General features: G+C 68.4%; 14 protein-coding genes. 6 read left to right on the top strand and 8 right to left on the bottom strand.

Annotated features, from left to right (window positions below):
* Positions 1-35 precede the first annotated feature (35 nt).
* Both AC5RVZ_RS21060 and AC5RVZ_RS21055 read right to left on the bottom strand, forming a co-directional pair.
* Positions 36-3536, bottom strand: a complete 3501-nt coding sequence (locus AC5RVZ_RS21060; RefSeq protein ID WP_494067632.1) for a S41 family peptidase — start codon at positions 3534-3536, stop codon at positions 36-38.
* A 9-nt stretch (positions 3537-3545) separates the two neighbouring features.
* The gene (locus tag AC5RVZ_RS21055; RefSeq protein WP_494067631.1) at positions 3546-5294 is read right to left on the bottom strand and encodes a serine/threonine-protein kinase; all 1749 of its coding nucleotides are present in this window, start codon (positions 5292-5294) and stop codon (positions 3546-3548) included.
* A 104-nt stretch (positions 5295-5398) separates the two neighbouring features.
* Here AC5RVZ_RS21055 and lipB point away from each other — a divergent pair, with 104 nt between their 5' ends.
* The 3 genes from lipB to AC5RVZ_RS21040 all read left to right on the top strand — a co-directional run bounded on the left by lipB (position 5399) and on the right by AC5RVZ_RS21040 (position 7975).
* Positions 5399-6115, top strand: a complete 717-nt coding sequence (gene lipB / locus AC5RVZ_RS21050; RefSeq protein WP_493999490.1) for a lipoyl(octanoyl) transferase LipB — start codon at positions 5399-5401, stop codon at positions 6113-6115.
* Positions 6112-7116, top strand: a complete 1005-nt coding sequence (gene lipA, locus AC5RVZ_RS21045; RefSeq protein WP_493999489.1) for a lipoyl synthase — start codon at positions 6112-6114, stop codon at positions 7114-7116. The genes lipB and lipA overlap by 4 nt, the downstream gene beginning before the upstream one ends.
* A gap of 103 nt (positions 7117-7219) precedes the next feature.
* A complete protein-coding gene (locus tag AC5RVZ_RS21040) occupies positions 7220-7975 on the top strand; it encodes a DUF4191 domain-containing protein (RefSeq protein WP_493978004.1) in 756 nt (251 codons plus the stop codon).
* 175 nt (positions 7976-8150) lie between these two features.
* Here AC5RVZ_RS21040 and AC5RVZ_RS21035 read toward each other — a convergent pair whose 3' ends face one another.
* The gene (locus AC5RVZ_RS21035) at positions 8151-8588 is read right to left on the bottom strand and encodes an RDD family protein (protein ID WP_494067630.1); all 438 of its coding nucleotides are present in this window, start codon (positions 8586-8588) and stop codon (positions 8151-8153) included.
* 233 nt (positions 8589-8821) lie between these two features.
* Here AC5RVZ_RS21035 and glnA point away from each other — a divergent pair, with 233 nt between their 5' ends.
* The 3 genes from glnA to AC5RVZ_RS21020 all read left to right on the top strand — a co-directional run bounded on the left by glnA (position 8822) and on the right by AC5RVZ_RS21020 (position 11215).
* Complete coding sequence (glnA, locus tag AC5RVZ_RS21030; RefSeq protein ID WP_493967363.1) at positions 8822-10246, top strand: type I glutamate--ammonia ligase; 1425 nt, start codon at positions 8822-8824, stop codon at positions 10244-10246.
* Between the two features lie 304 nt (positions 10247-10550).
* Positions 10551-10799, top strand: coding sequence for a hypothetical protein (locus tag AC5RVZ_RS21025; protein ID WP_494067629.1), 249 nt, complete (start codon positions 10551-10553; stop codon positions 10797-10799).
* Between the two features lie 218 nt (positions 10800-11017).
* The gene (locus tag AC5RVZ_RS21020; protein WP_494067628.1) at positions 11018-11215 is read left to right on the top strand and encodes a hypothetical protein; all 198 of its coding nucleotides are present in this window, start codon (positions 11018-11020) and stop codon (positions 11213-11215) included.
* 69 nt (positions 11216-11284) lie between these two features.
* On the opposite strand, the gene AC5RVZ_RS21015 is transcribed toward AC5RVZ_RS21020, so the two are convergent.
* The 5 genes from AC5RVZ_RS21015 to AC5RVZ_RS20995 all read right to left on the bottom strand — a co-directional run bounded on the left by AC5RVZ_RS21015 (position 11285) and on the right by AC5RVZ_RS20995 (position 18430).
* Positions 11285-11617 carry a cupin domain-containing protein gene (locus tag AC5RVZ_RS21015; protein WP_493977940.1) on the bottom strand — a complete coding sequence of 111 codons (333 nt, stop codon included), beginning with the start codon at positions 11615-11617 and terminating at the stop codon, positions 11285-11287.
* 136 nt (positions 11618-11753) lie between these two features.
* Positions 11754-12482, bottom strand: coding sequence for an amino acid ABC transporter ATP-binding protein (locus tag AC5RVZ_RS21010; protein ID WP_494067627.1), 729 nt, complete (start codon positions 12480-12482; stop codon positions 11754-11756).
* Positions 12479-13945 (bottom strand): amino acid ABC transporter substrate-binding protein/permease, encoded by a 1467-nt coding sequence (locus AC5RVZ_RS21005; RefSeq protein WP_494067626.1) that lies wholly within the window; start codon positions 13943-13945, stop codon positions 12479-12481. Before AC5RVZ_RS21005 ends, AC5RVZ_RS21010 begins: the two co-directional genes overlap by 4 nt.
* Positions 13946-14062: 117 nt before the next feature.
* Entirely contained in the window at positions 14063-17080 is a 3018-nt protein-coding gene (locus tag AC5RVZ_RS21000) for a bifunctional [glutamine synthetase] adenylyltransferase/[glutamine synthetase]-adenylyl-L-tyrosine phosphorylase (protein WP_494067625.1), read from the bottom strand.
* Positions 17081-17089: 9 nt separating this feature from the next.
* Positions 17090-18430, bottom strand: coding sequence for a glutamine synthetase family protein (locus AC5RVZ_RS20995; protein WP_494067624.1), 1341 nt, complete (start codon positions 18428-18430; stop codon positions 17090-17092).
* Positions 18431-18478 lie beyond the last annotated feature (48 nt).

Genomic DNA, 18478 nt, shown 5'->3' with positions numbered 1-18478 from the left:
CGGTGCCCGGGGTTCTTCAATGTTCGGCCCGGCCCTCAGCCGGCCTCCTGCGGACGCGGCGGCAGCGGTCCGGGGCGCAGCACGGGATAACCGGCCCGGGCCGGCGGCTGGTCGGTCGGCAGCTCGCCCAGCATCTCCTTGAGGATGCCGACGCTGTGCTCGAGCTGTGGGTCCTCCCCCGCCCCATACGCATGCGGCGGGAACGGCACCTCGATGTCCGGATCAACCCCGTAGTTCTCCACGCCCCAGCCCACGCCCTGCGTGAACCAGAACGCGTACCGCGGCTGCGTGACACCGGTGCCGTCGGCCAGCGAGAACTTCGCGTCGATGCCGACCACCCCGCCCCAGGTCCGCGTCCCGACCACGGGGCCGATCCCGCGCAGCTTGCTCACCTGGGTGATGATGTCGCCGTCGGACCCGGCGTATTCATCCGTGAGGACGACGACGGGGCCCCGCGGCGCGTGGGCCGGGTACGTGCCCGGCTGCTCGCCGCGGGCGAGGTTCCAGGCGGTGACCTTCCGGCCGATCAACTCGGCAACCAGCTGGGAGGTATGGCCGCCGCGGTTGCGCCGTACGTCGATGACGAGGGCGTCCTTGGCGGTCTCCACGTCCAGGTCGCGGTGCAGTTGTGCCCAGCCGCGCGCCACCATGTCCGGGATATGGAGGTAACCGAAGCGTCCGTTCGATGCCTCGCGGACATTGCGGCGGTTCCCGGAGACCCAGTTCTGGTACCGGAGCCGCTCTTCGTCGCGGATGGGGATCACGGCAATCCGCCGCTGCAGGCCGGCTTCCGCGCTGCCCGCCCCGTTGACGATGGTCAGCTCGACCGTCTTGCCGGCCGCGCCGGCCAGCAGCGGCGCCGGGCCTGCCAGCGGGTCCACGGGGATGCCGTCCACCGCCGCGATCACATCCCCCGGGTCGACGGCTGCGCCCGGAGCTGTCAGCGGAGACATCGCCAGCGGGTCCGACGATTCGCCGGCGAGGATCCTCTGCACGGTCCAGCCCGCCTCGGTCCGCGCCAGGTCGGCGCCGAGCCGTCCCTGTTTCCCGGAGCCGGGCTCGGCGACCGGCGGGGGCGAAACGTAGGCGTGCGAGGTGCCGAGTTCGCCGTGCAGCTCCCAGAGCAGGTCCACCAGGTCGTCGTGCGATCCAAGCCGCTCGACCAGGGGCCGGTAACGGTCGTAGACGCCTTGCCAGTCCAGCCCGGCCAGGTCCTCGGCCCAGTAGAAGTCGCGCTGCAGCCGCCAGGCCTCGTCGAACGCCTGGCCCCAGACCTTGAGCGGTTCGAGCGTGACCCGGATCCGGCCCAGGTCGACCTGCACGCTCTCGGGCGAGTCGTCGTCGACCTTCCCGGCGGCCGGCACGGCCTTCACCTGTGCCTTGTGCACGTACACGATCCGCTTGCGGTCCTGGGACACCTCGTAGGAATCCAGCGCCGGCACCAGCACGGAAACCTCCCGGCGGGAGAGGTCGAACCGCTCCAGCCGCTGGGACTGCTCCGGCTCTTCCGCCGACGCACGGCCTTCTCCGGTGACACCGGCGGGGTCACTGGCCAGCCACAACAGGGCTCCGTCCACCGCGCTGAGGTCGGTGTAGCGGCCCTGCCGGACCGGGACCGGGATGATCCGCTCGCCCAGCCGTTCGGCGTCCACCACCATGTCGGCGACGGCGGGCGTGGCCTGGTCCTCCCCGTTCGGGGATCCGTCGTGATCCTTCCCGGCCGACGGCGGCGCGTCCGGCAGCGTGCCGTGCACCGACGGACCGAACGGCGAAGACGTGGCGGCGGCCAGGGCCACCAGGAACGGCTTGGTCGATTCGGGAAAACCCAGGTCGAAGCTGTGGGTGGAATAGACCGGATCGAAGCTCCGTTCGGAGAGGAACGCGGCGAACTTGCCGTCCGGGGTGAACGCCGGACCATGGTCGCGGAAGCGCCCGTCGGTCACGTCGACGATGCCGCCGGTGCCGTCGGCCCGGGCCAGCCGGAGACGCGTGCGGGTGCCCTCCGCGGTCACGGGCTCGGCCCACAGGATCCAGCGGGAATCCGGTGAGAAGACCAGCTCGCTGATCGCCCCGTGATCGGTGCCGGAGAGCCGGCGGAGCTGCGCGCTGTCGGCGTCCAGGACCAGTACCTGGCCGTATTCGGTGGCCACTGCCGCGAGCTTGCCGTCCGGACTGGCGGCAAGCGCGCTCACCCGGTCCGGGCCGGGCAGCTCGACGCGGCGCAATTGCTGCGGCTCCAGCGCCTCGGCCGAACGGGCGTCCGGTTCCCCGCCGCCGCTTCCGCCGCCTTGCCGTCCGCCGGACCGCACCTCCACGATGGGCTGGGACTGGGTCGGATGGACGACGGCGGAGGCCGACACCGGGCGCGGCAAGCCGTCGGGCTCCGGTTCGGCGGGGGCCGGCGCGGCTGCCGCGGGAGCAGGCTGGTCGGCCCGGGACAGCTGTTCGAAGACCTGGCGGATGTAGAGGGCTTCTTCGCCGTCGTGGTCGGCGACGTAGACCACCCGCGTGTCGCCGAGGGGCCGCGCGAGCCGGGCGCGGACGCCGGGCGTCGATTCCACCGCGCGCGACGGGCCGTCCCGGTGGGTCAGCCAGTGCACCGTGCCGTGCGTTTCGATGACGGAGGCGGTTCCCTTGGGATTCGGCACGGCGGAGGACAGGTGCTTTGCCACGTCGAGCGGGCGGCCGCGGCGGCTCGTTGATGCCGAGCCCAGCGTGATCTCAAGCCGGCGCGGCGCGTCCGGGGAGTCGAGGGAGTCCAGGATCCAGAGTTCGCCGGCGGATTCGAAGACCACGCGCGTGCCGTCCGTCGCGGCATGGCGGACGTAGAAACCGTCGTGGTCGGTGTGCCGGCGCAGGCCTGTTCCATCCGGCCGCACCGAATACAGGTTGCCGTAACCTTCGTGGTCGCTCAGGAACGCGATCCGGTTGCCGATCCACATCGGGTCTGCCAGGTTGCCGTCGAGTTCGGCCGCCAGGCGCCCGAACTCGCCGCCGCCGTCCCGGTCGATCCACAGTTTTCCGGCCGTTCCGCCGCGGTACCGCTTCCACCACGCCGGTTCGCGCGAGAGCACGCTGCCGACCACGACCGGACGCTCGTCGCCGAGTTCCGGCCCGAACGCGATCGAGTCCACGGGGCCATAGGGCAGGACCCGGGCGTCCGAGCCGTCCAGCGGCACGGCGTAGGCCCAGGTGTGACGTGATTCTTCGCGTTCGAAGGAACTCGTCACCAGGGCGTGGCCCGCGGGCGTGAATCCTTTTACCTTCGTGCTGGCGTGCCCCCAGTAGGTCAGTTGGCGGAATCCCCCGCCGTCGACCGACGCCGTGACAGCCTCGGGGGCGCTGGCCTGCACCACGCTCCAGGCCAGGTGCTGCCCGTCGGGCGAGAACCTTGGGTTCCGCGCTGGCAGCTGCAGCGACGAAACACGCCACGCCCGGCCGCCGGCAAGGGGTGCGACCCACACGTCGTCCTCAGCGACGAACGTGACCAGATCGCCGTGCACGTGCGGGTAGCGGAAGTAGCTCGATGAAGTCATGCCTCGATCTTAGTCACGGCCCGTGCGGGCCCCGGGGTCATCCGAGCGGCGGGGCGTCTCGCGGACTGACTGGATCAGCCAGCCGGCGTCCCGCCTCACCATCTCAAGTTGGACCCGTTGCACGCTGGGTTCGGCGCGTCGTCCCAGCACGCTCCCGTCGGCGGCCACCTGCCGGTACGCCGACGTGCTGACGGTTGCGGCCACCCATTCCTGTGGCCCTCCGCCTGGTGGCGCTGGATCCACGGTTACCTCCTCCACCGTGGTTTCCAGCCCGTCGAGCCAGCTGCCGGAGCCTGCCAGTGCCGCGATGATGCCCCGGTCCGTGTCCATGACGGCCGTGCCGGGTACATTGACCCGGTTGAGCAGCGTTGCGTCGCGGGTCCTGACGGCCTCGGTGCGCAACCAGGCCAGGGCGGGCACGGCCGCCGCGGCATCGCCACCCCGCAGCGCCCGTTCCAGTTCCGCCGGCAGTACCCGGGCTTCGGGAGGAGCCGGGGGCTGCCCTTCGCGCTGCGCCGTGGACACCTGTTGCACGGACCGGTCACGGCCGGGCGATGAGACCGCATCCGGATCGCTCGGCGGAGCAGGCGTTACGTTGCCGGCCAGGGCGAACAGGATGCCCGCTGCCGCAGCCGCGGTGACCGCCAGCCCGGCCCTGGCCCGCCGGCCGGGTGCGGGCCGGGCACCGCCTCCGCGGCCGGCCCCAACCTGCGCCCGCGGAAACGGTGGAAGCAGTCCCCTGTCCCGGCGGCCGGCGGCCTTACCCGCCGCCTGCCGCCGGGTCAGCAACTGGCTGGCAACGGAAGGATGTGCCGACGCCGTCAAATCCAGTGCCTCCGGCTTTGCGGCCCGAATCGCACGGCGGGCGAACTCCGCCGCAGAGGGGCGCTCCCCTGCACGCTCGGCCAGTCCGTCTTCCAGGAGGGACACCAGGTCATCGGGCACCTCGGGCACCAATGCCGCCAGTGGCGGCCGCTGCGCGGTGGCACCGGGCACCCGGCCGGTGAGCGCGAACCAGCCGATGGCTGCCAGCGCATAAATGTCCGCTTCGGGATCCAGCCGGCCGCCGCCGGACCCGCTGCGCGGTGCCCCGAACCCCGGCGTGCCCGCCGCGGGAGGGCGGTTACTGCCCAGCGCGCGGGCGACCCCTAGGTCGGCCAGCATCGGCTTGCCCACCGCGGTGAACAACACGTTGCCGGGCGATATGTCCCCGTGCACGGTCCCGGTCCCGTGCAGGTAATCCAGGGCCTGGGCCACCGGAGTCAGAATCGTCACGGCCTCGCCCACGGCCAGCGGGCCGCGGGCGGCAACGAGTGCCGCGAGCGAGCCGCCGGCAGCATATTCCAACAGCAGCCCGGGCCCGCGGTCAGTTGCCACGTGACCGTGGACGGGCAGCAGGTGCTCATGCCGCGCCCCCGCCAACAGGGCAAGTTCATGGTCGGCGGCAGCGGCGGCCGCGGCCCCCGGTTGCCCCTCCGCGGCAACCGCCCAGAGAGCGGGCTCGCCCTCATCGGCGGCGGATACGTGCCGGGCAGGGCGCCGCCCCGGCGGCGGGCCTCCGCCGTCGTCGGAGGAGGAAGCAGGCGGCGCAGACAGCACCTTCAGGGCATACTCCGTTCCGGTCAGCGCATCGCGGACCAGCCATATCGAGGCCGAGGCGCCGCTGCCCAGCCACCGCTGCACGTGCAGCCCCGGCGCCGCCGGGCGCGGCGGTTCCTGCTCCACGGAGGCCGCCCCGGGTGTCTGCCCATCTTCCATGGACCACTTGTACTCCGTTTGGCCGCGGGGTGCAGGAGTTATCCACAGCAATTGCGGCGTTACACAAATAGCAGTGCCCGGCCCCCGGAGCGTAGTCTTGCTGAATGGCTCTTGAGTTTTCTCGGCTGGGCTTCGCCCCTGACTACGTCGATTATGAAGAAGGCTGGGCGCTGCAGCGCAAGCTGCACGCCGAAGTCGTGGCGGGCACGGCGCCCAGCACCGTGCTGTTGCTGGAGCACAGCGCCGTCTACACCGCCGGCAAGCGGACCGAAGACCATGAGCGGCCGCTGGACGGCACCCCCGTGGTCAGCGTGGATCGTGGCGGCAAACTGACCTGGCACGGCCCCGGCCAGCTGGTGGGTTACCCCATCGTGGCTCTCCCGGATCCCACCCGGGTGGCCGACTACGTTGACATCCTCGAGCAGGTCCTGATTAACGTGCTCGCCGGTTACGGCGTGGCCGGCACCAGGATGGAGGGCCGCTCCGGCGTCTGGATCGAGGCCGACGAGCGCGGTCCGGCCCGCAAGATCGCCGCCATCGGCATCCGAGTCAACCGCCGGGTAACCATGCACGGCTTCGCGCTCAATTGCCGGAACGACCTGGCACCCTACAGCCAGATCATTGCCTGCGGCATTACCGACGCCGGCACCACCACCATCCAGGCCGAGACCGGGCTGGACGTGGCTCCGGCCGACATCGCAGACCGGGTGGAGGAAGAACTCCGCTCGTTCGAGACATCCCTGGTCAAGGCCGGCACTCCCGGCCCCGCGGCCACCGACACCGACACTGGCCACCGCCAGACCGAAGGAGCCCTGTTGTGACGCTCGCCCCTGAAGGACGCCGCCTGCTGCGCGTCGAGGCCCGCAATGCAGCCACCCCCGTGGAGCGCAAGCCGGACTGGATCAAAGCCAAGGTCAACATGGGCCCCGAGTACGTGGGCATGAAGAACCTGGTCAAGAAGGAGGGGCTGCACACCGTCTGCGAAGAGGCAGGCTGCCCCAATATTTTCGAATGTTGGGAAGACCGCGAGGCGACGTTCCTGATCGGCGGCTCCGAGTGCACGCGCCGCTGCGACTTTTGCCAGATCCACACGGGAAAGCCCTCGCCCGTCGACATCCTGGAACCCACCAAGGTGGCCCAGTCGGTCCAGCAGATGAACCTGCGCTATGCCACCGTCACCGGCGTGGCCCGCGACGACCTGGCCGACGAGGGCGTGTGGCTCTACGCCGAGACCATCCGGAAGATCCACGAACTCAACCCCGGCACCGGCGTCGAAATCCTGATTCCGGACTTCTCCGGAAAGCCCGAACACATCACGGCCATCTGCGACGCCAAACCGGAGGTGTTCGCGCACAACGTGGAAACCGTGCCCCGGATCTTCAAGCGCATCCGGCCGGCCTTCCGCTATGAGCGTTCGCTCGATGTGATCACGCAGGGCCGCGACCAGGGCATGGTGACCAAGTCCAACCTGATCCTGGGCATGGGCGAAACCCGCGAAGAAATCTCCGAGGCGCTGCGCGATCTCCACGCCGCCGGCTGCGACCTGGTGACCATCACCCAGTACCTGCGCCCGACCGAACGCCACCACCCGGTAGAGCGCTGGGTGAAGCCGGAGGAATTCGTGGAACTGAGCCAGGAGGCCGAGGAGATCGGCTTCCTGGGCGTGATGAGCGGGCCGCTGGTGCGCTCGTCCTACCGCGCCAGCCGCCTCTGGGCCACCGCGATGCGCAAGAAGGGCCTGGAGCTTCCGCCCCAGCTCGCCCATATCGGCGAGTCCGGCAGCACCCGCCAGGAAGCCGCCACGCTGATTGCAGCCCGGTAGCTGAACCGCCGGAACCGCGGTCCGGGAGCCTGCCGGCTGCCGGGCCGCTGCCGTGTCCGCATCCGGCACGAGTGCCTCCTCCGTCACGATAGAATTGGACATTATGGCCCATAGCACCGATTCCGACGCCCCGAAGCGGGGTCTCTTCTCACGCAAGCCCAAGGCTGGGAAACCGTCCAAAGCCAACAAGCAGCCCGGCCGGCTGAAGCAGATCGGCCAGGTCTTCCGGATGACCCGGCGCAACGACCCGAACGTCGTCTGGTTCATGCTGCTGGCCTTCCTCGGCATCGTCGCCGTCGGCCTGGTCATCGGCCTGCTGATCAACAACTGGGTCACGCTGCTGATCATCTCCATCCCGCTGGGCCTGCTGGCCGCCACCTTCATCTTGTCGCGGCGCGCCGAACGTGCGGCGTTCTCGCAGATCGAGGGCCAGCCCGGTGCTTCCGGCGCGGCCCTCAGCGTGCTGCGCCGCGGCTGGATCCTGCAGGACCAGCCGGTGGCCGTGAACCCGCGCACCCAGGACGCCGTCTTCCGCGCCGTGGGCCGCCCCGGCATTGTGCTGGTCACCGAGGGCCCCTCGCACCGCGTGCGGCAACTGGTCGAGTCGGAGCGGCGCAGGCTTCGCCGCATCCTGCCCAACGTCACGATCCATGTGATCGAGACCGGCCGCGGCGAAGGCCAGGTGGAGCTGAGCAAGGTGGCCAAGACCGTGCAGAAGCTCAAGAAGGAACTGACCAAACAGGAAGTCAGCGCCGTGGACAAGCGCCTGTCTGCCCTGGGCAGCAACAAGCTCCCCATCCCCAAGGGCGTGGACCCGTTCAAGGCCCGCCCGGACCGCAAGGCCATGCGCGGCCGCTAAGAGCGCGTCCCGCCTGACAAACCCGAGAGGCTGCCGGTTTCACCGGCAGCCTCTCGGGTTTAACGGGTTGGGGGGCCGGCTGGGTTGTGCCGGCAGGGTTGGGGCGGGCCGTGAGGCGCTGCCCCGGCGGCGCACCAGGATGGTGGTGCTCACGCCACGATCAAGGAACGCTGCCTCAGCGGCGCACCAGGACGGTGCCCATGGCGCGATCGTGGAAGCCTCGCTGGTCGGCGTCGAAAATAACCGCCGGAATCACCAGGCACAGGAGGACGGTGCGCACGACGGCGGCCAGCAACCCGGGTGCGGAACCGTCGAGTTTGCGCACGTGGATGCCGAGCAGGCGGTGGCCGAAACTGTAGCCGAGCGTCCCCACCAGCAGCAACTGCTCGACGGCGAACACCGCCAGGATGGCCAGCTGGCTGCCGCCCAGGAAGGCGTTCGCGATCGCGTAGCACAGGAGCCAGTCAATGAGCAGCGCCACGATCCGTCGCCCCGGACGCGCAATCGAGCCGGACCCGGATTGCGGGAGCCCGAGCCGCTGCCCGGGCCATTTCTGGATGTTGGACTGCGGGGGGCCTTCGAGCCAGGAACCAAGATCGCGTCTGCTTACCACCCCTCAAGTTTACCGGTCCTGCCTGCCGCGGGCTTCCCCGGGGTGCGGGCCCGAGTTCCCGCCGGTAAAGCGTGAAGGCCACTGACGGTAAACTTGCAGTGCACGTCGATTTCGTAACCTGCCCGAAACAATTGCGACACTGTCGGGAAATTCCCTGCTCCTAATGTTGTAACTGTTGCCGGCCCCGTACAGCGGAGGCAGGTTCCCCCAGAATGCGTAAGGAGCATGACCCGATGTTCAAGAATGCGGACGAGGTCCTCAAGTACATCGCCGACGAAGACGTCAAGTTCGTCGATATCCGTTTCACCGATCTGCCCGGCGTCCAGCAGCACTTCAACGTGCCGGCCAAGACCGTTGACGCGGACTTCTTCGTGAACGGCCAACTCTTCGACGGCTCCTCGATCCGCGGCTTCCAAGGCATTGCCGAGTCCGACATGCAGCTGATCCCGGACGTTTCCACCGCCTTCATCGATCCGTTCCGCGTCGAGAAGACGCTGGCGCTGAACTTCTCCATCGTGAACCCGCGCACCGGCGATCCCTACCACCGCGACCCCCGCGGCGTGGCCGAGCGCGCCGAGGCGTACCTGGCCTCCACCGGAATCGCCGACACCGCGTTCTTCGCCCCGGAAGCCGAATTCTTTATTTTCGACGACGTCCGTTACCAGTCCAGCCCCGAGCATTCCTTCTACCGGGTGGACTCGGTCGAGGCGTACTGGAACTCCGGAAAGCGGGAGGAAGGCGGGAACCAGGGGTACAAGACCCCGGTTAAGGGCGGCTACTTCCCGGTGGCCCCCACCGACAAGCAGGCGGACCTGCGCGACGCGATCTGCGTGGAGCTGGACGCCGTCGGCCTCGAGGTCGAGCGCTCCCACCACGAGGTCGGCGCCGCCGGCCAGGCCGAGATCAACTACAAGTTCAGCACGCTGACGCACGCGGCCGACGATCTGCTGAAGTTCAAGTACATCGTCAAGAACGTCGCCGACGCCTGGGGCAAGTCCGCCACGTTCATGCCCAAGCCGGTGTTCGGCGACAACGGCTCCGGCATGCACTGCCACCAGTCGCTCTGGACCGGCGGGCAGCCGCTGTTCTACGACGAGAAGGGCTACGCCGGCCTCTCCGACACCGCCCGCTGGTACATCGGCGGCCTGCTTAAGCACGCTTCCGCGGTGCTGGCGTTCACCAACCCGACGGTGAACTCCTACCGCCGGCTGGTGAAGGGCTTCGAGGCCCCGGTGAACATGGTCTACTCGCAGGGCAACCGGTCGGCCGGCATCCGCATCCCGATCACCGGCTCCAACCCGAAGGCCAAGCGCATCGAGTTCCGCGCTCCGGACCCCAGCTCGAACCCCTACCTGGCCTTTGCCGCGCAGCTGATGGCGGGCCTGGACGGCATCAAGAACCGGATCGAACCCGCCGACCCGATCGACAAGGACCTGTACGAGCTGCCCGCCGAGGAAGCCAAGGACATCCAGAAGGCTCCTGGTTCGCTGGAGGAAGCGCTCGAGGCACTGGAGGCGGACAACGAGTTCCTGCAGGCCGGCGGTGTCTTCACCCAGGACCTGATCGACACCTGGATCGCCTACAAGCGCGAAGAAGAAATCGCGCCGCTGGCCGCCCGCCCAAACCCGTACGAATTCGAGCTCTACTACGGCTGCTGACCGCTAAGCTTGCAGGATCGCGGCTAGGCCGCAGGGAGTCCGCACGAGCTGCCAACACTTCGGTGATGGCGGCACGTGCGGACTCTTTTTGTCCGGAAAGGCAGGTCTTCTACCGTCGCTCTGCAACCCTGAACCTGGCCTCGTAGGTATACGGCGACGGTTGCTGCTATGCGAAGACCGGCTAAGCCGGCTGCTGGCCCGAGACCACCGGTGCGGCGAATCAGGCGCCCAGCGAGAAGAACAGCCCGATGGGATTTCCTGCCTAGCCCGTGACAAGCTCTTATGGCATCAATAGTCTCAGGGCATGAGTCAGGGCATACAGGAGTGGAACCGGAAACAGCAGAGGCTCATGCTGGTGGTCTTATTCAGCGCGCTCATCGTTTCCTGGCTGAACTTGGTGCTGTCCTTCGTTGAACCTTGGCACTGGCTGATAGTTGGCCTCCAGACGGCGCTGACGATAATTTCCATCGCTCTGCTGACGCGTTTTGTTCTCCGCCAGCGAGACGAATACTGGCGAGAAAGGGGAAAGGATCCCAAACACCCTGAACTTTGACGCTCGATGGAATGGCGGTACGGACTGGTTGCCGGTATCCATGCACTGCCCAAGGATGCCGGTAGTAGCGACACCTTTACTGTGTCGACCGCGGAGTGCTCCGGCTCTTTCACCCGAGTGCCCCGGCGCGTGCACCCGTCATCCGATCGGGCCGCACCGGTGAGCGGCTGCGGGAGAGGGCCTCGGCTGCGGCTTCGAGGCGTGGCAAAATGAAGCCTATGGGCGAAAGCGGGCAGCCCGCACCTCAGAGCCGCACACCGCGACCGGTCAGGGCCGCGCTCATCGGCGCTGCCGTCACCTTCCTGGTGTTCCTGGTCATCCTGCGCGTCGGAGTCGCCTATTCGCTGGTGCTGACGGCCACCGCGCTGCTGTTCGCGGGCGTGGTGGCGATCATCCGCAGCGCGCTGCGTAGGTGACACGCGACGCGCTTTACGGGTAAGGTCCGGGCGCCGCACTGCCGTCCCGGTGGGTCTCGGCGGCGCCGTTCAGCTGTCCCGGCGCGTCTCGGTGACCGCTGTCAGCAGGAACACCGAGTCCTCGGACGCCTCCACCGAGTGCCGCTCCTGCGGGATCACGGCGAGCTGGTTCTGGTTGACGGCCATGCGGCCGGACGCGGACACCACGGTGACCGCACCTTCCAAAACCAGCAGCGTGCCGGCCAGCGGGGCGTTGTGCTCCCCCAGCTCCGCCCCTGCCTTCAAGGCCAACACCGTCTGGCGCAGCGGACCGTCCTGGGCCACCAAGGCGGCACTGCGTCCGTGCGGGGCTCCGACGGCCACGGCCAGGTGTTCGCGTCCAAGCACATCGATGTCGGTCATGTCCGGCGCTCCTTCGGTTGGGTTCCGGCCTCAGCCTAACCCGGCGCCCTGTTCCCGGCCACACCAGCAGGGCGGGGCCCGACGGCGGCGCACCCCCGAGCATCGGAGGGCACCGCCGTCGGCCGGTCAGAGGACCTCAGAGGACCTTGGCCAGGAAGTCCTGGGTACGTGCCTGCTGCGGAGCGCCGAAGAGTGCCTCCGGTCTGCCTTCTTCCACGATGTTGCCGTCGGCCATGAAGATGACGCGGTCGGAGACTTCGCGGGCGAAGCCCATCTCGTGGGTGACCACCACCATGGTCATGCCTTCCGCCGCCAGGTCCTTGATGACCTGCAGCACCTCCCCCACCATTTCCGGGTCCAGGGCGCTGGTGGCCTCGTCGAAGAGCATGATGTCGGGGTTCATGGCCAGGGCCCGCGCGATGGCCACGCGCTGCTTCTGTCCGCCGGAGAGCTGGGCCGGGCGGGCGTCGGCCTTCTCGGACAGCCCCACCCTCTCCAGCAGCTCGAGGGCCTTGTTCCGTGCTTCGGCCTTGCCGAGCTTCTTGAGCTCCACCGGGGCCAGCATGATGTTCTCCAACACGGACTTGTGCGGGAACAGGTTGAAGTGTTGGAAGACCATGCCGATGTGTTGCCGTACCTTGTCCAGATCGACCTTCGGGTCGGTCAGGTCGAAACCGTCGACCACCACGGTTCCCCCGCTGATGTCCTCCAGCTTGTTCAGGCAGCGCAGGAAGGTCGACTTGCCGGAGCCGGACGGCCCGATCACGCAGACGACTTCGCCTTCGGCCACCTCGACGTCGAGGCCCTTGAGGACCTCGTTGCTGCCAAAGCTTTTTCTGAGTCCGGCGACGTGAATCTTGCTCACTTGTTGAACCTCTTATCCAGGATGTTGGAAAGCTTGATCAGCGCGGTGATCACCACGAAGTACAGCGCCGCCACGATCAGCAGGGTTTCGCCGGTGCGGAAGTTGGAGGCGTAGATCTGCTGGCCCTGATAGGTCAGTTCGGCGAAACCGATGACCGCCAGCAGGGAGCTGTCCTTGAGCGTGATGACGAACTGGTTGATGAAGCTGGGGGTCATGATCTTGACCGCCTGCGGGATCACGACCTTCTGCATGGACTTGACGTAGCCCAGGCCCAGGCTGCGGCTGGCTTCCATCTGGCCGGGATCCACGGACTGGATGCCGCCGCGGACGATCTCGGTCATGTAGGCGCCGGCGTTCAGGCTCAGCGTCAGCACGCCGGCGGTGAGGACGTCGATCGGCGCCCCGGTCAGCTGCGGCAGGCCGAAGTAGAAGAAGAACGCCTGGACCAGCAGGGGCGTCCCGCGGAAGATGCCCACGTAGGTGGTCGCGATTCCGCGCAGCACGATCCGGCGCGATACCTTCAGGAACCCGAAGGCAACGCCCAGGACCAGCGCGATGATGATGGACACCGCCGTGGCGAACAGCGTGAGCCCCAGGCCCTTCATCAGGGCGGGGAGGCTGTCGGTCAGCAGTTGCCAGAAGCTGCTCTGCCCGGCGGCCTCCGGCGAGGCTAGGTACTTGTCCAGGATCTGCTCGTATTCGCCGCTGGCCTTGAGCTCGGCCAGGCCGGCGTTGAAGGCCGCGATCAGTTCGGGATTCCGGTCCTTGTTGACCGCGAAGCCGTAGGAACTTCCGCGTTCCTTCTCCGTGACGGCCTTCAGCCCGTTGTTTTGGGCGATGCCATAGGCGAGGACCGGGTAGTCGTCGAAGACTGCCACGGAGTTGCCGGCCTTGACGTCGTCGTACATGGTGGCCGACTGGTCCAGCGGCTTGACCGTGAAACCGTACTCTTCGGCGATGGAGTCGGCGAAGGCTTCACCCTCGCTGCCGCGCTTGACCGCGACTGTCTCGCCCGCGAGGTCCTCGTACGAGGTGATCTCGTTGTTGCTCTGCGCCACGGCCATCTGCACGCCCGAGTCGAAGTACGGGTCGGAGAAGTCGAAGACCTGCCGCCGCTCGTCCGTGATGGACATGCCGGCGATGACTCCATCCACCTGGTTGGACTGCAGCGCCTGCAGCGCGGCGTCGAACCCGAGCGAGCGGATTTCCACCTCGAAACCCTGGTTCTCGGCGATCGCCCGCAGCAGGTCCATGTCGATGCCGACCAGTTCGCCGCCCTGGCGGAACTCGAAGGGGGCGAACGTCGTGTCGGTACCGATGACGTAGCTCTTGCCGCTGGCGCTCTGCGGCGCCTGGGCCGCAGCCGCGGCCGCGTTGCCGCCGAAGACCAGCGAGAGCACCGCCAGCAGTCCGGTCAGGGCCAGCAGGCGCCGTCCCAGCCCGGTGCGTTGGAGGGTGTGCAAACTAAACAGCTCCTAGATTTGTTCTCAGGGCACGCCTGTACAGCCTGTGCAAGGCGCAAAAGATCCTCATTGAGGGTACAGACCGGTGACCGGCGGCACCACTTGGCGTCGGGGAGGCTAGGTGCCGTAACCGTAGAAGTAGCGCTCGAAGATGGCCCGGGCGCGGCGGGTCAGGCGCAGGTAGTCTTCCTCGATCGCCGCAGCGTTTCCGGGCTCGTAACCGCACCAGCGTGCCACCGCTTCGAGGTCCCGGCGCGAGGCCGGCAGCACGTCTGAGTTCTTGCCCGCCCAGATCACATTGGCCGACCGGATCCGGGTGGCAAGGCTCCAGCTTCGCCCGAGGGCGGCGGCGTCCTCGCCCGGCAGCAGCCCGGCGGCTGCGATGGCGGAGAGCGCTTCGAGCGTGTTGGTGGTGCGCAGCTCCGGGAGCTTCCGAGCGTGCTCCAGCTGCAGCAGCTGGACCAGCCACTCCACGTCGCTGAGTCCCCCGCGGCCGAGCTTCAAATGGCGGGCCGGATCGGCGCCGCGCGGCAGCCGCTCCGATTCCACCCGCGCCTTGATCCGGCGGATCTCGCGCACCTGATCGTTTCCCAGCCCCTCCGAGTAGCGGATCGGCTCCACGAGCGCGATGAACTCGTCCGCCAGGTTGTCGTCGCCGGCCATCGGGCGGGCGCGCAGCAAGGCCTGCGCCTCCCAGACCAGGGACCAGCGTTGGTAATACTCGCGGTAGGAGTCCAGCGAGCGCACCATCGGCCCGTTCTTGCCTTCCGGCCGCAGCGCGGCATCCACTTCGAGCACCCGCTCGGCCAGCACCGGAGGCGTGCAGGGCTGCTTCAGGAGGGAAGAGATCCGCGTGACGATGCGCTCCGCCTGCTGCTGGGCCAGGCCGGGGTCGGCTCCCGGCAAGGGCCGGTGCACGTACATGACGTCGGCATCCGAGCCGTAGCTGATTTCCCGTCCGCCCTGCCGGCCCATGGCCACCACCAACAGGGCCGTCAGCCGTTCCTCGGACTCCAGCACGGAGGTTTCCGCCACATGGAGCGCGCCGAGCACGGCGGCGCGGTCGGCGTCCGCCAGCGCGGCGCCGACCTGGGACTGCTCCAGCAGCCCGGAGGAGTCGGCGAGCGCGATGCGCAGCGTTTCCCGGCGCCGGATCAGCCGGATCAGCCGGATGGCCTCCTCGGGCACCGGATGGCGGGACATCTTGGACCGGATTTCCTGCCACTGGGCGTCGAAGCTGAGCGGGACGAGGTCCTTGTCGGTGCCCAGCCAGGCCGTGGACTCCGGCGAGACCTCCAGCAGGTCCGTGATGAAACGGCTGCTGGAAAGGATGTGGCACAGCCGTTCGGCGGCCGAGCTCGAGTCCCGCAGCATGCCCAGGTACCAATGAGAGTCTCCCAGCCGTTCGCTCAGCCGGCGGAAGCCCAGCAGGCCCGCGTCCGGATCAACACCGGAAGCGATCCATTCCAGCAAGACCGGAAGCAGCTGGCGCTGCAGCGACGCCTTCCTGCTGACCCCGCCGGTGAGCGCCTCGATATGACGCATCGCTCCCCGCGGATCCTGGTAGCCCAGCGCGGCCAGCCGGCCCTGCGCGGCCTCCGGGGTCAGCCGCACCTCGTCCAGGCTCAGGTTCGAGGCCGCGGCCAGCAGCGGCCGGTAGAAGATGCGTTCGTGCAGCGCCCGCACCCTGCGCTTGGTCTGCTGCCACTTCTCCAGCAGCTCGGCCGGCGCCGGTCGCCTCTCGAGCAGCGCTCCCTGCGCGGCTTTGGCCAGCACGCGCTGCGCCTGCTCGTCGTCGGGCATCAAGTGGGTCCGGCGCAGGTTCACCAACTGAATCCGGTGCTCCAGGACGCGCAGGTACCGGTAGGCCTCGTCGAATTCCTGCGCGTCGGTGCGCGAGATGTAGCCCGCCGTGCTCAACGCCGCGATGGCCGACGTCGTGTCGCGCTGGCGGATGGATTCGTCGACCCGGGCATGCACCAGCTGCAGCAACTGGACCGTGAATTCGACGTCGCGGAGCCCGCCGCGGCCCAGCTTGATCTGGCGACCGCGCTCATGGGCCGGGATGTTGTCGGTGACCCGGCGCCGCATGGACTGCACCGACTCGACGAACCCTTCCCGTTCCGACGAGGACCACACCAGCGGCGACACCGCTTCCTCGTACCGGCGGCCCAGCTCGGCGTCCCCGGCCACGGCCCGGGCCTTCAGGAGTGCCTGGAACTCCCAGCTCTGCGCCCACCGCCGGTAGTACGTCAGGTGCGAGTCCAGCGTCCGGACCAGCGGTCCGTCCTTGCCCTCCGGGCGCAGGTTGGCGTCGACTTCCCAGAGCCCGGGTTCCGGGCCGGGTGAGGAGATGGCGCGCGCCGTTCCGCTGGCCAGCGCCGCGCCGATCACCCCGGCCTCGGTGTCCGCGAGCCCGTCGGCCTCGACGACGTACACCACGTCGACGTCGGAAATATAGTTCAGCTCCCCGGCCCCGCACTTGCCCATGCCGATGATGGCCAGCCGCACCGCCGCGACGTTGTCGGCGCCGAAACGTTCCGCTGCCTCGGCCCGGGCCACGGCAAGCCCGGCGTCCAGCGCGGCCGCGGCCAGGTCCGCCAGTTCCCGGGCGGCGTCCGGCAGGAAATCGACCGGGGAGGCCGCGGAGAGATCGCGGATCGCCAGTTCGGACAGGTGCCGGCGGTACGTGCTCCGCAGCGCGACGTAGGCGTCCTTGCCCGAAAACGAGGCGACCGGCTGTCCCGCCAAGGGGTCCGCCCCGACGGAACGCAGCAGCGAGCTGCGCAGCCGGGACGCCGGCACCCGGCCGGGTTCCGGTCCTATATCCGTGTCGAGGACGTCCAGATGCTCCGGCCGGCGGAGCAGGAAGTCCGCCAGTGCCTCGGAAGCCCCGAGCAGCCGGAACAGAGCTTCGCTGCCGTCGCCGCCCATGTTGATGACGTCCGCCAGGGACGGGTTTTTCTCCAGCAGTCGCACCAGTGACACCAGCGCCTGGTCCGGGTCGGCGCTGACCGCGAATCCGGCCTCCAGCCGCTCCTGGCTGATGCCGGACAGTTCACTGGCCTGCAGGAACCGGGTGCTGCGCTCCAGATCGTGGAATCCTCGGGCGATCAAGCGCCGATTCGTCAGCACGTGTCCGCCCTAGAGGATTCCGATGTTGCGCTTCAGCTCGTGCGGGGTGACCTGCAGCCGGTAGTCGTGCCACTCGGCCCGCTTGTTGCGCAGGAAGATCTCGTACACCTGTTCGCCCAGGATCCCGGCGACCAGTTCCGACTCCTCCATGCTGCGGATGGCGTCATGCAGGCTGGACGGCAACGGGTCCAGGCCCATGGCCCGCCGCTCGGCGGTGCTCAGGCTCCACACGTCGTCCTCGGCGGCCGGCGGCAACTCGTAGCCCTCCTCGATGCCCTTGAGCCCGGCGCCCAGGAGCACCGCGTAGGACAGGTAGGGATTGGCCGCCGAGTCGATGCCCCGGTATTCCACCCGGGCGGACTGGCCCTTGCTCGGCTTGTACAGCGGCACCCGCAGCAGCGCGGACCGGTTGTTGTGGCCCCAGGACACATAACTGGGAGCCTCTCCCCCGCCCCACAAGCGCTTGTAGGAGTTGACGAACTGGTTGGTGACGGCGGTGAATTCGGGTGCATGGCGCAGGATCCCGGCCATGAACTGGCGCGCCGTCTTGGAGAGCTGGAATTCGGCGCCGGCTTCGAAGAATGCGTTCGAGTCTCCCTCGAACAACGAAAAGTGCGTGTGCATGCCGGACCCCGGGTGGTCGGAGAACGGCTTGGGCATGAAGGTCGCGTAGATGCCCTCCATCAACGCCACCTCCTTGACCACCGTGCGGAAGGTCATGATGTTGTCCGCGGTCTGCAGGGCATCGGCGTACCGGAGGTCGATTTCGTTTTGGCCGGGCCCGTCCTCGTGGTGGCTGAACTCCACCGAGATTCCCACGTTTTCCAGCATCGTCACCGCGGTGCGGCGGAAGTCCTGGGCAACACCGCCGGGCACGTGGTCGAAATACCCGGCGTGGTCCACGGGCACCGGGACCCCGTCCGGACCCAGCTGGTCGGACTTGAGCAGGTAGAACTCGATTTCGGGGTGCGTGTAGCAGGTAAAGCCCATCTCCGCGGCCTTGCCCAGCGTCCGCTTGAGGACGTTGCGGGGGTCGGCAGTGGACGGTTCGCCGTCGGGGGTGAGCACGTCGCAGAACATCCGGGACGTTTGCTCCGCTTCGCCCCGCCACGGCAGGATCTGGAACGTGGTGGGATCCGGCTGGACCAGCATGTCGGACTCGAAGACCCGGGCCAGTCCTTCGATCGAGGAGCCGTCGAAGCCGAGCCCTTCCTCGAAGGCGCCTTCGACCTCGGCCGGGGCCAGCGCAACGGATTTCAGCGACCCGACGATGTCGGTGAACCAGAGCCGGACAAAGCGCACGTCGCGTTCCTCGATGGTGCGGAGGACGAATTCCTGCTGACGGTCCATGTGCTGCCTTTCGCTGTGTCCGGGCCACGGCATCCAAAACTGCATGCC

This window comes from Arthrobacter sp. Cza30 (assembly GCF_059090765.1).
The sequence above is the reverse complement of the archived record's forward strand: the minus strand, read 5'-3'. Positions and strand labels throughout refer to the sequence as shown.

Bases quoted from the DNA above. Each gene is read 5' to 3' on its own strand.
- AC5RVZ_RS21020 (WP_494067628.1), top strand. From the start codon at position 11,018: ATGGGCGAAAGCGGGCAGCCCGCACCTCAGAGCCGCACACCGCGACCG.
- AC5RVZ_RS21015 (WP_493977940.1), bottom strand. From the start codon at position 11,617: ATGACCGACATCGATGTGCTTGGACGCGAACACCTGGCCGTGGCCGTC.
- lipB (WP_493999490.1), top strand. From the start codon at position 5,399: ATGGCTCTTGAGTTTTCTCGGCTGGGCTTCGCCCCTGACTACGTCGAT.
- AC5RVZ_RS21055 (WP_494067631.1), bottom strand. From the start codon at position 5,294: ATGGAAGATGGGCAGACACCCGGGGCGGCCTCCGTGGAGCAGGAACCG.
- AC5RVZ_RS21060 (WP_494067632.1), bottom strand. From the start codon at position 3,536: ATGACTTCATCGAGCTACTTCCGCTACCCGCACGTGCACGGCGATCTG.
- AC5RVZ_RS21025 (WP_494067629.1), top strand. From the start codon at position 10,551: ATGAGTCAGGGCATACAGGAGTGGAACCGGAAACAGCAGAGGCTCATG.
- glnA (WP_493967363.1), top strand. From the start codon at position 8,822: ATGTTCAAGAATGCGGACGAGGTCCTCAAGTACATCGCCGACGAAGAC.
- AC5RVZ_RS20995 (WP_494067624.1), bottom strand. From the start codon at position 18,430: ATGGACCGTCAGCAGGAATTCGTCCTCCGCACCATCGAGGAACGCGAC.
- AC5RVZ_RS21040 (WP_493978004.1), top strand. From the start codon at position 7,220: ATGGCCCATAGCACCGATTCCGACGCCCCGAAGCGGGGTCTCTTCTCA.